A 15,545-nucleotide genomic window follows, 5' to 3' on the forward strand; every position below is an offset into this window, starting at 1 on the left:
CATGGTCGCGGCGACTCTCTGTCAGTCCGAGTGGCTTCGTTCGCTCTCTGCGATTTGCCGCGCATTCGCAGTGCATCCCGACCATCACTACATCGCGGTAGTGGGCGACCGGAGCGGCGCCTGCGAGGACGTCTTGAGGTCGTGGCTCTCACGACAGGGAGAAGAGGCGCACATCTGCCGGCTGGGCGCGACCGCAAGTCAGACGGCTCTCGCGATTGACCTGGGACGCACATCCGGAGACGCGGAGACGCGCCTGTGGGGTGACGTAGCCCGATCGGTCTCGGCGGGTGGAGCGGCGTTGGGAGCCGGGCCAGCCCTGCCAGGACACCAGGGCCTTCGGATCTCGGTGCTGGTCGCCGGATGGCTCGCAGGGCAGGCCGCGACGCGGGCAGACAGTTGGCGTATAGCCGCCTTGGTCTCCTCGCTCGCCCAAGATCCGGCGCGCGCCAGGTCGTTCGTCCACGCAGTTCTGGGGCCGTTGGCCGAGGACTCGGCAGCTGCATCACAAGACCGACAGACGCTCGCGGCGTATCTGACGGCAGGTCGAAGTCTGCGCCACGTCGCAGAGCAACAGCACGTCCATCGCAACACGGTCGTATATCGACTGCACCGGCTAACGGAGCGCCTTCCCGTCCCCCTGGACGGGGCGGAGGTCGATCTCGTGTGCGCCCTGAGAGTCATGGAGGTACTCGGGGTCGGCGCTCTGGACGAGCTCGCCTCACACCCGCCCTGCTAAGGGAGTCGACGCCCGCCACTCGCCTGCGACCCTCGTACCCGAGTACAGATCTGAGAACGGCGTGTTGTGCGTCACATGCGTCTTATCTATGGTCCTCCGTACACGTATCTTCTAGAACTCGGAGGAACCCATGAGTCACCTCGATCATCCCGAACCACCCGCCGCCCCGGACGCGCATGAGCATGCCGGAGCTCGGATCCCAACCGCTGCCCAGCGGCGCCGTGTCGGTGCGGCAAGTCTGATCGGCACCACCATCGAGTGGTACGACTACTTCATCTTCGGTAGCGCAGCTGCGCTGGTGTTCGGCCCCCTGTTCTTTCCCCAGGTCGACCCCCTGACCGGGACCCTCGCGTCGTTCGCCACGTTCGCGGTCGGTTTCATCGCGCGCCCGATCGGCGGCATCGTGATGGGACACTTCGGCGACCGTGTCGGACGAAAGTCGATGCTCGTGACGTCGATGATGATGATGGGCGTCGCGACGGTCCTCATCGGTCTTCTGCCGACCTATGACGCCATCGGCATCGCCGCACCGGTACTTCTGGTCATCCTGCGTCTCGTTCAAGGCTTCGGCGTGGGCGGCGAGTGGGGAGGCGCGGTGTTGATGGCCGTTGAGTACGCACCGCGAAAGCGCCGAGCGATCTTCGGCGCGCTGCCCCAGATGGGCCTGCCCGCAGGAGTCATCTTGGCAAACCTGGCGTTCATCGTAGCGGCACAGCAGCTCGCTCCCGAGGAGTTCGCGCAATGGGGATGGCGGGTGCCGTTCCTGCTCAGCGCCATTCTCATCATCGTCGGCCTGGTCCTGCGACTGAAGATCGAGGAGAGCCCCGAGTTCGCCGGCGTGCAGAGTCGGAGCGAGGTAGAGAGGGCGCCGATGGTCGAGGTGGTGCGGTCGCACCCCTGGAATCTCATGCTCGCCAGCGCAGCCTCGGTAGCCGCTCCGGCGCTCGGGTATCTGATCCTGGTCTACATGCTCTCCTACGGCTCCGGCGTCTTGGGACACGCGCCCCGAACGGTGCTCTGGGTCATCGTCGGCGCCAGCGTTGCGTGGCTGATCGCGGTCGGCCTCTCCGCCGTCGCTGCAGAAAGGTTCGGACGCAAGCGAGTGTTCCTGGCAGGCGCCCTCCTGGTTGCGGCGTGGGCATTCCCGTTCTTCGCGCTCGTCGACTCCGGGAACGTCGCGGCGATGCTGCTTGCCATGACGGTCGCCGCCGTCGCCGTCGCAACGATGGCCGGGCCCCAGGCAGCACTCGTGGCGGACCTGTTCCCCGTCCAGGTGCGCTACAGCGGTGCATCGCTGGCCTACCAGGTTGGGTCTGTGCTCGGAGGCGCGTTCGCGCCATCGATCGCCACCTCCTTGTTCGCGGCCTACCACGAGTCGTGGCCGATCGCGTTGTACATGGCAGGCCTGGGCGCCATCAGCTTTGGCGCGTTGCTGTTCTTGCGCGAGGAGCCGACCCGGACTATCGGGTAGGTGGCGCCGCGGCGATACGAACACGAGTACCGTCGGCGGTCGCCGCTAAGGTGTGGTTCCTTCGAGTCGAACACGGCGATGGGCATGCAGGAGGTGCAGACAGATGAACGAGCCCGGTCTCGTTGACCGCTTGAGCTCTCCTGGGCACCTGTTGCGCCGCGCCCAGCAGGTCCACACAGAGGCATGGAGCCGGATCGTCGCCGAGGTGACCGGGCCGCAGTACGCGGTGCTGGTGACCGTGGCCGGCTGGGAGGGGCTGGACCAGAAGCGGGCCGGGGAGCTCGCGTCATTGGACAAATCGACCGCAGCGGCCATCGTGACACGGCTGGTCTCCGGGGGGTGGCTCGAGCGCGTGCGCGACCCCGGAGACCGACGCCGACGATTGCTCGAGTTGACAGCGAAGGGCCGGCGAGAACTTCCCAGTCTCACCATAGGAGCGCGCCGTGTCCAGGACGAACTGCTGTCACCACTGCCCGAGCAGGAACGCGACGACTTCCTTGATGTTCTCGGTCGGGTGGCTCGACTTGACGAGTCTGACATCGGAGAGCAGCGCATCGAAGAGCGCGCCCTCGTGATGGCCCGAACCCCGGGCTACCTCATCCGACGGGCACAGCAGCTCCACACCGCGTACTGGAACGCGCAGGTCCGTGACGTCACCGGCCCGCAGTACGCCGTCCTGGCCGCGGTGCTCGCCGCAGGCGTGGCCACCCAAGCGGAGATCGGTAGCTGGGCCTCGTTGGACTCTTCAAGTACGCGCGAGATCGTCGGCCGACTCATCGACAAGGGGTGGTTGGAGCCGGTCGAGAACGCCAAGGATCGCCGTAGCCGGCCAGTTCGAGTGACCGCACCAGCGACAACGGCGGTCCGGCTCCTGCGGGAGCCTGTCCGCGACGTTCAGCGCCATGTCCTGGGCCCTCTCGCCCCCGGCGACCAGGATCGCTTCATCGCGTGGATGCGTCTGGTTGCCAGCGTCGATACGCCAACCGCAGCGTTGAAAGCCGCGACCTCCACCGCCGGTCCGTCTGATGCAACGCCGGACATCGCGCCGCAAGCTTCGCTTACCAACAACCCGAGCTAGTCCGAGCGAGCGAGCGGAGAGCGCGTCGGCCTCCGCGTCCGCCTCGTATCAGTCGCGTCGACCGGCAGCGTTGGAATTCCGGCAACTCATTGCATATAGTCCGTACACGTACTATTGTCCGTGATGTCCGCCACATCGGGATGCTGGGCACCTACACCGAAAGCGAGGAAGCAGTTGCGTTATCGCGCCGCCGAACCCGACCTCGATGCCTACTACGGCGACATCGAGCAGGCCCACCTTCAGCCTCTCTGGGAGATGAGTGGTCTACTGACACCCACCCCGGTCGTCAAGGCCGTCCCATACCGCTGGAGCGCCGATAACCTGCAGAAACTAGCTGCGCGTGCCGGCGAACTCGTACCCATCGACCGCGGCGGGGACCGTCGGGTCCTGGCCATGAGCAATCCCGGCCTAGGTGGAGCGCCCTTCATCTCGGGCACCCTGTGGGCGGCGGTGCAGTTCCTCCAGGCCGCCGAGGTCGCACCGGCGCATCGGCACACTCCCGGGGCGCTTCGCTTCGTGCTCGACGGAGATGGTGTGTACACGTTGCTTGATGGTGATCCTGTTGCCATGAGCCGCGGTGACCTCATTCTGACCCCGTCCTGGGTCTACCACGAGCACCACAACCCGAGCAGCGCTCCGATGATGTGGCTCGATGTCCTGGACCTACCGATGGTCGCCGCGCTGGACGCGGTGTTCTTCGAGGAGGGACCGTCCGAGGAAGCCGACCAGTCCGTCTCGCCACGGTCGGCGGCGGAGCGACGTTTCGGCCAGGGACCGGGCCTCGTTCCTACCGGGGTGAGTGCTGCTGTCCACGATCGCCCGCACTCGCCGCTGACTGTGTACCGCTGGGCTGAGACCGACGCCACCTTGAACTCGCTCCTGGAGTTCGGTGACGGCCAACAGGCTGAGTTGCGATACCGCGACCCCACCCGCGACCGAGATGTCATGCCCACGTTGCGGTGCGAAATGCGTCGCGTTGTCGGAGGGCACACGACCGCGACCGACCAGCAAACCGGAACTCGCGTGTGCGCAGTACTTGATGGCACCGGAACCGTTCAGCTCGGCGGACAGGAGCTGTCGCTGGCCCCGGGGGACGTCTTTGTCGTGCCTTCCTGGTGCGAGCACCAGTTGGAAGCGACCAGCACCCTCGACATCTTCACGACCAGCGACGCGCCCGTTCTCGAAGCGCTCGGGCTCTTCCGCCGGAAGGTAGCCTGAGATGAGTAAGGGACTCTCGATCCCGGCGGCCGACATCCTGGTCGTCGGAGGAGGTATTGGAGGACTCGCAACCGCCCTCTCGGCCGCGCGCGCCGGGCGACAGGTTCGCCTCGTCGAGCAGGCACCCGAGTTCGGCGAGATCGGCGCGGGTCTCCAGCTCGGACCCAACGCCATGCGCGCCTTCGACCGGCTGGGCGTGTACGACGCGGTAGCCCAGTCAGCAGTCTTCCCGTCGCGCGGGGTGTTCCGAGACGCTGTCGACGGGTCAACCCTTACCGTGCTCGACTTCGGCGAGACCTTCCGGCAACGCTACGGCTACCCCTACGTCGTCGCGCACCGACGCGACGTCCTCGATGCTCTCCTGGCAGCGTGCCACGCCGAGCCGAGGATCGTGCTGGAGAACAATCGCACCGTCATCGCTGCACGGGAGACGTCTGACGCGGCTGAGGTCGAATTCGCCGACGGGGAGACCTACCGCGCGAACCTGCTGGTTGGTGCGGATGGCATTCGCTCGCGGGTACGGCACCTGATCGATGACAGCGACCCGACTTTCAGTGGTCATGTCGCCTACCGCGGGGCGATCTCGATCGAGGACGTACCTGGAGAAGTTTCCAGCGACGAGGTGCTGCTGTGGATCGGGCCCGGGATGCACCTCATGCAATACCCGGTGCGCAGCGGCACGATGTACAACCAGGTCGCCGTCTACGAGCGGCCGGCGGGCCGCACCGAGCCTGTCGGTGACCAAGACGAGCTCGAGGCAGCCTTCACGCGCGCATGCGATGAGGTCAAGAGGTCCGTGGCCCTCATCGACACCTCCCGCGGCTGGCCCGTATGCGACCGAGCTCCGCTAGCGAACTGGAGCACAGATCGCTCAGTCCTGATCGGCGACGCCGCTCACGCGATGCTTCAATACCTCGGCCAAGGCGCCTGCCAAGCCCTCGAAGACGCCCTCGAGCTCGGCGCTGCCCTCCAGCAGCACCCCCACGACCACACGCTCGCGTTCAAGAGTTACGAACAGGTCCGCCGGCCCGTGGCATCCCAGTGCCAGACCGTGGCCCGGCCGTGGGGCGCCCTCTGGCACACCGAGGACCCCACCCTTCTCGCGCTGCGCAATCGAGTGTTCCGCATGCGCGACGCCGACGACTACGACGACCTCGACTGGCTCTACGCCGAACGCGACTCCACCCTGCTGGAGAGCCCTCCAAGTCGCGCGGCAGCGGTCGCGGCCTCCTAGCGCCCGGCGATCCCAAACACGACGAACCGCCCTCCACCGATCGACCCAGAAGGACGAACATGAAGTACCTCAGCTTCCGCACCCGAGCCGGCAACGAGTCCGTCGGCGCCCTTGTCGGTGACCGTGTCATGGACCTCGGCACCCGCCTGCCGGGCGATACCTCGGGCCTGAGCGCCCTCCGTCGACTCCTGCTCGAGCACGACGGGAACCTGCCGGGAGCAGCCGACGACCTCCTCGGCCTGCCGGGGTTCCCTGTGAGTGAAGTCGAGCTGCTGCCGGTCGTCACCGATCCGACCAAGGTCGTCGCTGCTCCGGTCAACTACTTCGACCACAAGGCCGAGATGAACGAGGACGCCCACATCGATGCGCTCGGGGTGTTCCTCAAGGCGCCGTCTTCGGTGATCGCGACAGGTCAGACGGTCAAACTGCCGTACGTCGACCGACGTTTCGACCAAGAAGGTGAGCTCGCATTCGTCATCGGAAGAACGGCCCGCAACATCTCCGCTGACGACGCCGCCTCCTACATCGCCGGATACACCTGCCTTCTCGACATGACCATGCGTGGCGGCGAGGACCGTTCCACCCGCAAGTCCTTCGACACGTTCAGCCCCGTCGGCCCCTACCTGGTCACCCCGGACGAGGTCGGCTCCCTTTCCGACCTCCGTCTGCAGACCTGGGTCAACGGCGAGCTGCGTCAGGATGCCGACATCTCGGACCTGATCTGGGGAGTCCCGGCTCTCCTCGAGTACGTCAGCTCTGTCATGACCCTGAACGCCGGCGACATCGTCACGACCGGAACTCCGGCAGGGGTCGGCCAAGTCGGTGACGGCGACAGCATCGCCGTTGAGATCACCAGCATCGGCCGCCTCGAGGCCACGGTGAGCGCCCAGGACGCCGTCAAGTGCCCCACCCTCGGGGCAAACCGGGGTCCGAAGCCACCCGCCGAGGTCACCGCCGTCCGGCAGCGCTGAACGACCTCGAAGCACCGTCGTCGACCCGTGATGGGTCGCTCGAAGAACGTTCGCAAACCTAAGCCCAAGCATGCAAGGAGTCCGCGATGGGGAAGAGAACCAAGCCGCGCAAGTGGATCGCCGACGAGATGGCGAGCCTCGATCCGCGTACCGACTACGCCAGGATCTGGGCGTTGTCGAGTATCTACTACGTCAACGACTTCCTGCTGGACTGGGTATACGCCATCACCTTCCCCCGGTTCATCGCTCCGCTGCGCGGGGCACAGGCGGTTCTCCGCGACGGGACGGGCAAGATCTACACCGACCCGAACAAGCGCATGGACGACACCTCGCGTCACATGCTCGTGTGGTGGGAGAAGGGCCCCGATGACCCAGCGACCCAGCGCTCGGTGAAGTCGCTCAACAACCTCCACAGCTACTGGGCGCGGCAGTACCCGGGGCGCTTCACGTTCAACGAGGACTACGTCTACACCCTGTGCTACGAGGCCGCGATGATGCATCGCCTCCGGCTCAGCATCGGGATGAAAGGATTCGATGAGCGCCTGCAGGTCGCGTCCTGGGAGTTCTGGTCCCGAATGGCGGCTCTGTTCGAGAACGCCGGCGGCGAAGAGAACAAGCCCCTGGAGGGCTTTCCGGCTGACTTCGCCGGCATCAATGCCTACATGGACTGGTACGAGAACGAGAACTGGCCATCCAACCCGATGGGGGCACAGGTCGCCGACGTCGTCCTGCGTCCCTTCGCGGAGCGGTACTTCCCAACACTCCTGCACCCGCTCGCCAAGCAGATGGTCACCTCGCTCTACCCGGACTTCGTGTTCGCTGCTCACGGAATCAAGCGACCGAACCCGATCATCCAACGCCTGGTCCGAGCCGGGTTCAAGTTCGGCCTCGTCATGAGCGAGAAGATCGCGCCGGACCCTGAGCTCTCCCTCCCGGAGATCCACCGGCAGCGCAAAGAGGAGACGGGCCGCGTGCGCCCGCTCACGTGGCGGGAGAAGAAGACGCGCGCTCACGCCGATATCTCCGCGTGCCCTGTCCATGCCGTCGACACCTCGGCATCTGCTCAGGGCGAGACCTCCGCCACCACAGCGGTGGACGAGGCGGACCGCACCCTGAGAGAGGTAGGCGCCTCCTAGCGCCGACCGGCGCATCTCCCGCTGCAGGCACGGCACTCAACCGGACGCAGGCTCTCAGGTCACACCAACCGCTCAACCTCGCCAACATCACCACACACCACTGCCAAGGAAGACCGACATGACCACAGATCACACTCAGCTCCTCATCGGCGGCGGCTGGACCGCCCCGGCCACCAACAACCGCATCACCGTCCGGTCTGCATCGACCGAAGAGATCATCGGGTCGGTCCCGGAGGCCTCGACGACCGATGTGGACGCTGCCGTGGCCTCGGCTCGCCGCGCTTTCGATGACCCCAACGGCTGGTCGACCTGGGACCCGGCACGGCGTGCTGAGGTCCTAGACCGCCTCGCGGAGGAGTACGAGAAGCGCGCCGAACAGATCTACGCCGCCGTCTCGGCCCAGAACGGCATGCCGATCGCCATCGCACGTCAGCTCGAGAGCTTCCCCCCGCTGCTCTTCCGCTATTACGCCGACCTGATCCGCAAGCAGCAGGTCGAAGAAGTGCGCGACGGGATCCTGGCCAGCACCGTCACCGTCCGCCGCAGCCCCATCGGTGTCGTCGCCGCGATCATCCCGTGGAACGTGCCCCAGACCTTGACCGCCACCAAGGTAGGCCCAGGCCTCGCGGCTGGCTGCACCATCGTGATCAAGCCGTCCCCGGAAACGGTCCTGGACGCCTACCTGCTCGCGGACGCCGCTGTCGCGGCGGGCGTTCCCGAGGGCGTCATCAGCATCATTCCCGGCGGACGTGAACTGGGGGCCTACCTGGTCTCCCACCCCGGCATCGACAAGGTCGCCTTCACCGGCTCGACCGCCGGCGGCCGCGCCGTCGCTCAGGCATGCGCAAGCCTGCTCCGGCCGGTTTCCCTCGAGCTCGGCGGCAAGTCCGCAGCGATCGTCCTCGACGACGCCGACCTCGATCTGGCGAAGGTCGGGCAGTCGCTGTTCGCCGCGACCTTGGCCAACAACGGACAGGTGTGCTTCCTCGGCACCCGCGTGCTGGCACCCCGAAACCGGTACGAGGAGGTCGTCGACGCGTTCGCTGCTCTCATGAGCGGAGCCCTAGTCGGCGACAGCCTCGACGAGTCCACGCTCATCGGCCCGATGGCCAGCAGCGTTCAGCGCGACCGGGTACACGGCTACATCGAGCGCGGAGCTGCCGACGGCGCCCGCGTGGTCGTCGGTGGCACCGGGCGGCCCGACGGTCTGGACCGCGGATGGTTCGTCCGCCCGACCCTGTTCGCCGACCTCGACAACAACGCCGCGGTCGCCCGGGAGGAGATCTTCGGACCCGTGCTCTCGGTCATCCCCTACGGCAACGACGCGGAGGCCATCGCGATCGCCAACGACTCCGACTACGGCCTGGGCGGCAGCGTGTGGTCCACCGATCCGGAGCGGGCGACAACCGTCGCGAACGCCGTCCAGACCGGCACCATCGGCATCAACGGCTACCTTCCCGACCCCCAGGGGCCGTTCGGTGGCGTCAAGGCCAGTGGTATCGGCAGGGAGTTCGGACCAGAGGGCCTCGCCGCGTACCAGGCACTGAAGTCGGTCTACCGCTTCGACTGACGGTGGCCCCAAACGTCCGGGGCAGAGCTCGGTCGCTCGCAGCTGTGCCCCGGACAGACCATCGCAACGTTCAGGCGCTCAACCCATCCTGGGCCCGAAGCCCCAGACCCGTTGTCACCTCGGACTCACCATCACCTCCGACACCGCCAACACATCCAGACCTCGTCTGCCTCAGGAAGGGACGACAGATGACGAAGCCAGCCGCCAGCCGTGGTGCGAATCGCCGCCGACGCAAGTGGATCGACCATCGGATGAGCGAACTGAACCCCGAGACCGACTACGCGGAGATCGTCCGCCTCAGCACCCTCTATCGGGTCAACGACCTCCAGCTGGCCTGGTTCTACGCGGTAGGCACTCCCGCCGCGGGCATCGCGCCAGCGGTCATCGACTCCGTGTGGCGCGAAGGCAAAGGGACCTACAACACAGAGCCGAATCGCCGCCGCGACGACTCCGTCGACCACCTCATGATGTGGTTCGAACACGGGCCCAGCGATGCCGTGACCATTGCGTCGGTCGACACAGTCAACAAGTACCACGCCCACTTCGCGCGTACCTATCCCGAGGGGTTCGCCCAGTCCGACGACTACATCTACATCCTCTGCCTCAACGCGACCCTCTTCCACACCGCTGCACTGCAACTGCGGCTCCCGGGCTTCACGGCCAAGCAGAAACGCGCGGCCTGGATATTCTGGTCCCAACTGGCCGACCACTTCACCCTCGGCACCACCGGCGAGAAGGCCAGCGACCTCAGCGGATTCCCAACAGACTTCGACGCCATGGTCGAGCTGGTCGAGAGCTACCAGGAACGCCCATGGCCCGTCCACGCGGCGGGGCACGAGTCGACCATCTCGGCCATCGAGAACTTCGCCTGCACATGGTTCCCGCGTCCTCTTCGACCGTTCGGCAGGGCACTCATCACGACGTTCCTCTCGCCACACGTGCGCAGGGCACACGACATCAAACCCGCGCCCTGGCCGCTCGCCGTCGCCGCTCGGGCGTTCATGTGGTCCGGGATCGTCTTCTCGACCTATATCGCTCGCGACCCTCACGAGACTCTGTTGGACCGACGCCGCGCGACGTCGGCCGAAAGTCAAGGGTCAGGCGTCGACGCCGCCGTCCACCGAAAGGCTGGGCGCAGCGGCCCGAATGGGGCGATGACCGGCCTGTGCCCTCACCGACCCGCCACGGGCAACCCCGCCGCCCAACAGGCGACTTCGCTGTAGGGACGCACGGCGACGCGCGTTACCGTGCGGAAGCCGTCAAGCCGCCAGTACGGCAAGCCCTTCAGCCAGCCCGTTGAAGGAGAAGACGGTGGCACGATCCACGTAGGGCGCGGTCATCGGTCACAACGTCCAGAACCCGCACCATGGAACTCTCGAAGGGCTTGAGAGCTCCGGCTGACGACAGCAGTCGAGATGCCAGCTCTATGGCCTCGACGGCTGTCGACGGCTGGCAACGGCTTCCCAGAAACCCACCTTGACCACCCACGACACACATCCCAACCGTCGGCTTGGCTCCTATGTCAACTAGGCCGCGGCACGGACCTCGGTAGCATGCGTGCAGGCGGTTTGGGTGTCTTTCATGGTTGTCTGGTCGGCGAGGAGTCTCCTGTAGACGATGCGGGCTAGCTGGCGTTTCAGACAGCGCAGAGCCTCGGGATTCGACTTCCCTTCGGCCTTCTTCTTCGCGTAGTAGGTCTTGCCCGGTCCCGGGATCCGCAGCTGGGTGATCGCGACGCGATGGATGGCGGCGTTGAGCTGCCGGTTCCCGGATCTGGTCAGCCGGACCCGGCCGGCGCTGTTGCCCGACCAGACCGGGATCGGGGCGATGCCGCCATGTCGGGCAAAGGCGGCCTCGGACTTGAACCGGGCGATGCCGGCAGTCTCCCCGACGATCTTGGCAGCGCTCAACGGGCCAACTCCGGGCAGAGCCAACAACGAGGGCGCGACCGCCTCGACGAGCGGGCTGATGCGCCGCTTGAGCTCGTTGATCTTGCGGGTGAGTTCCACGATGTCGGCCAGCTCCTCGCGGGCCAGCTCGGCAACGATCCCAGGGATGTCGGCCAGGCGTGCGGCGAGCTCACGTTGCTTGACCTGACGGTCCAGCGACGCTTTCGGGGGCGCGAGGTCTGGGTCGATCTCGTGCAGTCTCCACAGCAGACGGTTGCTGGTCGCGATGCGCTGTTGCAGCAGGTCATCGCGACGATCGGTGAGCAGCTTCAGCTCGCGGGAGGTCTCATCGTGGGTCGCGACGGGAAGATCGGGGTCACGCATCGCGGCACGAGCAACCGCAAGCGCGTCGATGGGGTCCGACTTGCCGACCGTTCGTGCCGTACGACGCTGCTCGGCCATCATGTAGGGCGGCACACGCACCACTGCCTGGCCCGCCCCCAGCAAGTCTCGTTCCAACCGAGTCGACAGGTGGCGGCAGTCCTCGATCGCCCACCGCCGATCCTGGCTGAACTGCTCCCGAGCCCACGCGATCGCGGCCTGGTGGCCCGCTGTGGTTGCGGCAACGGTCTTGCTCCCGAGCTCGCGGCCGACTTCATCGACGGCGACAAACGTGTGGTTCCACTTGTGGACATCGGCACCAATGACAACCATGGAGGCTGCCTCCTTCACCAAGAGAGTGACTGACGGCTGGGCCGGTCGGTAGACACTTCTCAGTTGGGGCGACGCCACGCTCCTATCAAGTCATGCCGACCGGTCCATCAACATCCGCCACCGGCAGAACCCGAACAAAGCCACCCGAACAAAGCCACGGGGACACGCATGCTAGGAGCCAGGTGACGAACGTTGATGGATCCAACCACCGCTAGGTGCGGCACCGCCATCATTCACTGACACGCATGCTACGAAGGTAGGGAGCAACACGGCCGCCTTCGGGCGGCCGACCTGCATTTTGAGGGTACGTGACGGTTGTCGACGGACATCGACGGCCGCCTTCTTGAGTACCCCATGCAGGGGAGCAAGGGGGTACGTGGTGCATGGCGGGGTGAAGTTCTACAGCAGTGCGGCGGGAGCTGCCAGGAGCTACTTGGAGAAGGACCACTCCCGTGCAGATGACTACTACCTGACCGACGGCGCCTGCCTGGCCGAGCGCTTCGCCGGCACCTCGAGTGGTGTCGTTGCTCGCGGGCCGATGGACGGCAATACCTATGAGCGGTGGGTCGCCGGCTACGACGTCGACACCGGGCTGGCGAAGGGCCGGCTGCTCAAGGACGGCGGGAAACGGCCACCGGTCCGGTTCGTCGAGGTCATCGTCAACGGCCCCAAGACTTGGTCACTGGCCGCCGCTCTCCATCCCGAGATCGGCGCCGCCTATGACCACGCTCAAGACCGGGCCGCCCGGGAGATCATCGGCTGGGTCGCCCAGCACTCCACCACCCGGGTGGGGCCACGGGACCGGCAGGTCCAGGTGCCGGTCGAGGAGATCGAGGCGGCGGTGATCCGGCACTACACCTCCCGGGCCGGTGACCCGCACCGGCATCTGCATCTGCAGATCAACGCCCGCGTCTACGCGCAGGGCCGGTGGCGGGGCCTGCACACCGTCGGGACACGGGACGCTATTGCAGCGATCAACGGGATCGGGCACGCAGCCGTGATGGCCGACCTCGAGTTCCGTCGCGTGCTGGCTGCGCACGGGTACACGATGGACCTAGTCTCCGGAGAGATCACCGAACTCCGCGAATACGTTGGTGAGTTCTCCGCACGAGCCGAGCAGATCCGCTCCAACATGGACCGGTACGCGGCGCGATGGCGCCGGGAGCACCCGGGCGAGGAACCCGGACCCCGACTCCGGCAAGTCTGGGATCGACGGGCATGGGCGGATGCCCGGCCCGACAAGGTCCCGCCGACCGACGGGGCTGAGATTGCCCGGCATTGGATCGAAGAACTCCACGCGCTTGGCCACCGGGCTCCCGAGGGGCCGGCGCGGCTGCCGGTGACCGCGATCGGGCGGCTCGACCGGGATCTCGCCGCTGGTCTCATCCTGGACCGTCTCGGGATGAAGGCATCGGCGTGGAACTCCGCAGATATTCGTGGCGGCGCCGAGCAACTGATTGCCGAGACTGGCATCGTCACCGAATCAGCGATCCACCGCGAGGTCGCCGAGGACCTAACCGCCCGGGCGATCCGTCAGTGCGTGCCGCTGCTGGACCGCAACGATGTGCCCGAGCACGTACGTGCGCTCACCTCCCAGCGGGTCCTCGAGGTCGAGGCCGACCTCAACGCCCGCCTCGCCCTCCGTGCCGAGGCTGATCCCGTCCCGGGTCTTCTCGGCAAGGTCCCAGACCTTGATCGAGCGCAACGGAAGGTGGTCAAAGCGATGCTTGGAGAGGCCCGGCTGCTGGTGATCGAGGGCGCCGCTGGGGCGGGCAAGACCAAGACCCTCGCCACCGCGGCAGCCGCGCTGCTGCGCCAACGTACGCGGATGATCGTGGTAACCCCGACCAAGAAGGCAGCCAAGGTCGCCGCCCGCGAAGTCGGCGGCGCCGCATCCTCCGCCGCGTGGCTGGCCTACCAGCACGGGTTCCGCTGGGACCACGACGGCCAGTGGGGACGCATCCGACCCAACCAGCCCCAGGACGCCGGCCCGGTGAACCGACGAGCTCGGCTGCGGCCCGGTGACCTGCTGGTCGTCGACGAGGCCGGGATGCTCGACCAAGACCTCGCCCTCGCGCTCTTGATCATCGCCGACGAGGCGGGCGCCCGGGTCGCGTTCGTCGGTGACCGACACCAGCTCCCCGCCGTCGGCCGCGGTGGCGTCCTCGACCTGGCCACCCGTTGGACCGACGAAGGCACTCACCTGACCCTCGACGTGCTGCACCGCTTCACCGATCCCGACTACGCCGACCTGACCCTGAAACTACGCGAGGGTCGCGACACCGAGGACGTCTTCGACCGGCTCCTCGCCCGAGGCGAGATCATCATCCATCCCAGCGAGGCCGAACGTCTCCAGGCACTGGCCTCGCTCGGGGCCGCGGATCGGCCGCCGCTGATCACCGCGGACACCCGCGACCAGGTCACCGCGCTGAACGCCGAGGTACGACACCATCGGGCCACGACACACACGGCACCAGAGGCAACCGTCATGCGGTCGGTGGTGACCGACGCCGGGGATCGGATCGGCGTCGGGGACCGGATCACCACCCGCCGCAACGACCCGGACCTGGATGTGGTCAACCGCGACACCTGGACCGTCACTCAGGTCAGCATCGACGGCGGGCTCCGAGTCAAAGGCACTCCCGGGAGGCGACGTCTCCCCTCCAGCTACGTGGCCGAGCACGTCGAACTCGCCTACGCCAGTACCATCCACGGCGCCCAAGGCGAGACCGTCGACGAAGCCCACCTCCTCATCGGCGAGCGCATCAACGCCGCGGCGGCGTATGTCGGGATGACCCGTGGACGACGCCGCAACATCGCGCATCTGGTCGCCGACGACCTCGACGATGCCCGGCACCAGTGGGTCGAGATCTTCAGCCGCGACCGGGCTGACCTCGGCCCGGGGCACGCTGCCTTGCGCGCGGCCGAGGACATCGATCGGTACGGTCCGAACGGCGCCCCGCGCTATATCGGCATCCGCCGGGAGCCGCGACAGGAACGCCGCCGCGTATCGGTACACAGTCTGCCTGACCCGCTGATCGCAAGGACCGCGCCGTCGTCCGAGCCGGATCGGGGTCTCGGCCTGTGACTGTGCGAGGGCTGGCGGTCAGGCGGCGTCGTGGCCGGCGCCACGCAGGATGTACATGTCGTCGCCGAGCCGAGCCCGTTTGGCGCCACCCGCACACCTACCTGTTGAAACCAACGGTTGCCGTCAACGAGCCAAGACGAACCTTGCCGTGGCGAGCGGCCGATACCGACGGGCAGGAGGAAGTCATGAGGATCGACCAGGTTGGGTTCTCCGAGCGCGACGAGGACGAGTTGCTGACACTCATCGAGGTCGCGGAGATCTTGAAGGTCTCGCCGAACACGCTGCGCTGGTGGCGTCAGCAGCACACCGGGCCGAAGACGTTCCGGATGGGGCGGCGGGTGATGAGCACGGTCGGCGACGTACGCCGGTTCATGCGGGCCCAGCGGCTGGCGGGCAGGTCACGTCACTGACCCGCGTCGAGCGCGGTGGCGGTTCCGATG

Annotated in this window: 11 protein-coding genes and 1 pseudogene; 11 read left to right on the forward strand and 1 reads right to left on the reverse strand. The window is 66.8% G+C overall.

What is annotated here, in order from left to right; translation table 11 throughout:
* Position 1: 1 nt before the first annotated feature.
* The 9 genes from BJ988_RS31590 to BJ988_RS17865 all read left to right on the forward strand — a co-directional run bounded on the left by BJ988_RS31590 (position 2) and on the right by BJ988_RS17865 (position 10,637).
* Positions 2-736, forward strand: coding sequence for a helix-turn-helix domain-containing protein (locus BJ988_RS31590; protein WP_179659230.1), 735 nt, complete (start codon positions 2-4; stop codon positions 734-736).
* Between the two features lie 130 nt (positions 737-866).
* Entirely contained in the window at positions 867-2,207 is a 1,341-nt protein-coding gene (locus BJ988_RS17830; RefSeq protein ID WP_179659231.1) for an MFS transporter, read from the forward strand.
* Between the two features lie 103 nt (positions 2,208-2,310).
* Complete coding sequence (locus BJ988_RS17835; protein WP_179659232.1) at positions 2,311-3,285, forward strand: MarR family winged helix-turn-helix transcriptional regulator; 975 nt, start codon at positions 2,311-2,313, stop codon at positions 3,283-3,285.
* 123 nt (positions 3,286-3,408) lie between these two features.
* Positions 3,409-4,503, forward strand: coding sequence for a cupin domain-containing protein (locus BJ988_RS17840; protein ID WP_179659233.1), 1,095 nt, complete (start codon positions 3,409-3,411; stop codon positions 4,501-4,503).
* A 1-nt stretch (position 4,504) separates the two neighbouring features.
* Positions 4,505-5,737 (forward strand): FAD-dependent oxidoreductase, encoded by a 1,233-nt coding sequence (locus BJ988_RS17845; protein WP_179659234.1) that lies wholly within the window; start codon positions 4,505-4,507, stop codon positions 5,735-5,737.
* 59 nt (positions 5,738-5,796) lie between these two features.
* Positions 5,797-6,708: a fumarylacetoacetate hydrolase family protein gene (locus tag BJ988_RS17850; protein ID WP_179659235.1), complete on the forward strand. Its 912-nt coding sequence runs from the start codon at positions 5,797-5,799 to the stop codon at positions 6,706-6,708.
* A gap of 86 nt (positions 6,709-6,794) precedes the next feature.
* Entirely contained in the window at positions 6,795-7,844 is a 1,050-nt protein-coding gene (locus BJ988_RS17855; protein WP_179659237.1) for a hypothetical protein, read from the forward strand.
* 118 nt (positions 7,845-7,962) lie between these two features.
* Positions 7,963-9,414, forward strand: a complete 1,452-nt coding sequence (locus tag BJ988_RS17860; protein ID WP_179659238.1) for an aldehyde dehydrogenase — start codon at positions 7,963-7,965, stop codon at positions 9,412-9,414.
* Between the two features lie 251 nt (positions 9,415-9,665).
* A complete protein-coding gene (locus BJ988_RS17865) occupies positions 9,666-10,637 on the forward strand; it encodes a DUF2236 domain-containing protein (protein WP_179659240.1) in 972 nt (323 codons plus the stop codon).
* A gap of 313 nt (positions 10,638-10,950) precedes the next feature.
* Here the strand turns inward: BJ988_RS17865 and BJ988_RS17870 are convergent.
* Positions 10,951-12,035, reverse strand: a pseudogene (locus BJ988_RS17870) (IS110 family RNA-guided transposase); the annotation flags it as partial.
* Between the two features lie 373 nt (positions 12,036-12,408).
* Here BJ988_RS17870 and mobF point away from each other — a divergent pair.
* Both mobF and BJ988_RS17880 read left to right on the forward strand, forming a co-directional pair.
* Positions 12,409-15,105 carry a MobF family relaxase gene (gene mobF / locus BJ988_RS17875; protein WP_179659243.1) on the forward strand — a complete coding sequence of 899 codons (2,697 nt, stop codon included), beginning with the start codon at positions 12,409-12,411 and terminating at the stop codon, positions 15,103-15,105.
* 185 nt (positions 15,106-15,290) lie between these two features.
* On the forward strand, positions 15,291-15,515 hold the full coding sequence (locus tag BJ988_RS17880; RefSeq protein ID WP_179659244.1) for a helix-turn-helix domain-containing protein: 225 nt from the start codon (positions 15,291-15,293) through the stop codon (positions 15,513-15,515).
* The last annotated feature ends 30 nt before the right edge of the window (positions 15,516-15,545 follow it).

Source organism: Nocardioides panzhihuensis, assembly GCF_013408335.1.
Taxonomy (GTDB): Bacteria; Actinomycetota; Actinomycetes; order Propionibacteriales; family Nocardioidaceae; genus Nocardioides; species Nocardioides panzhihuensis.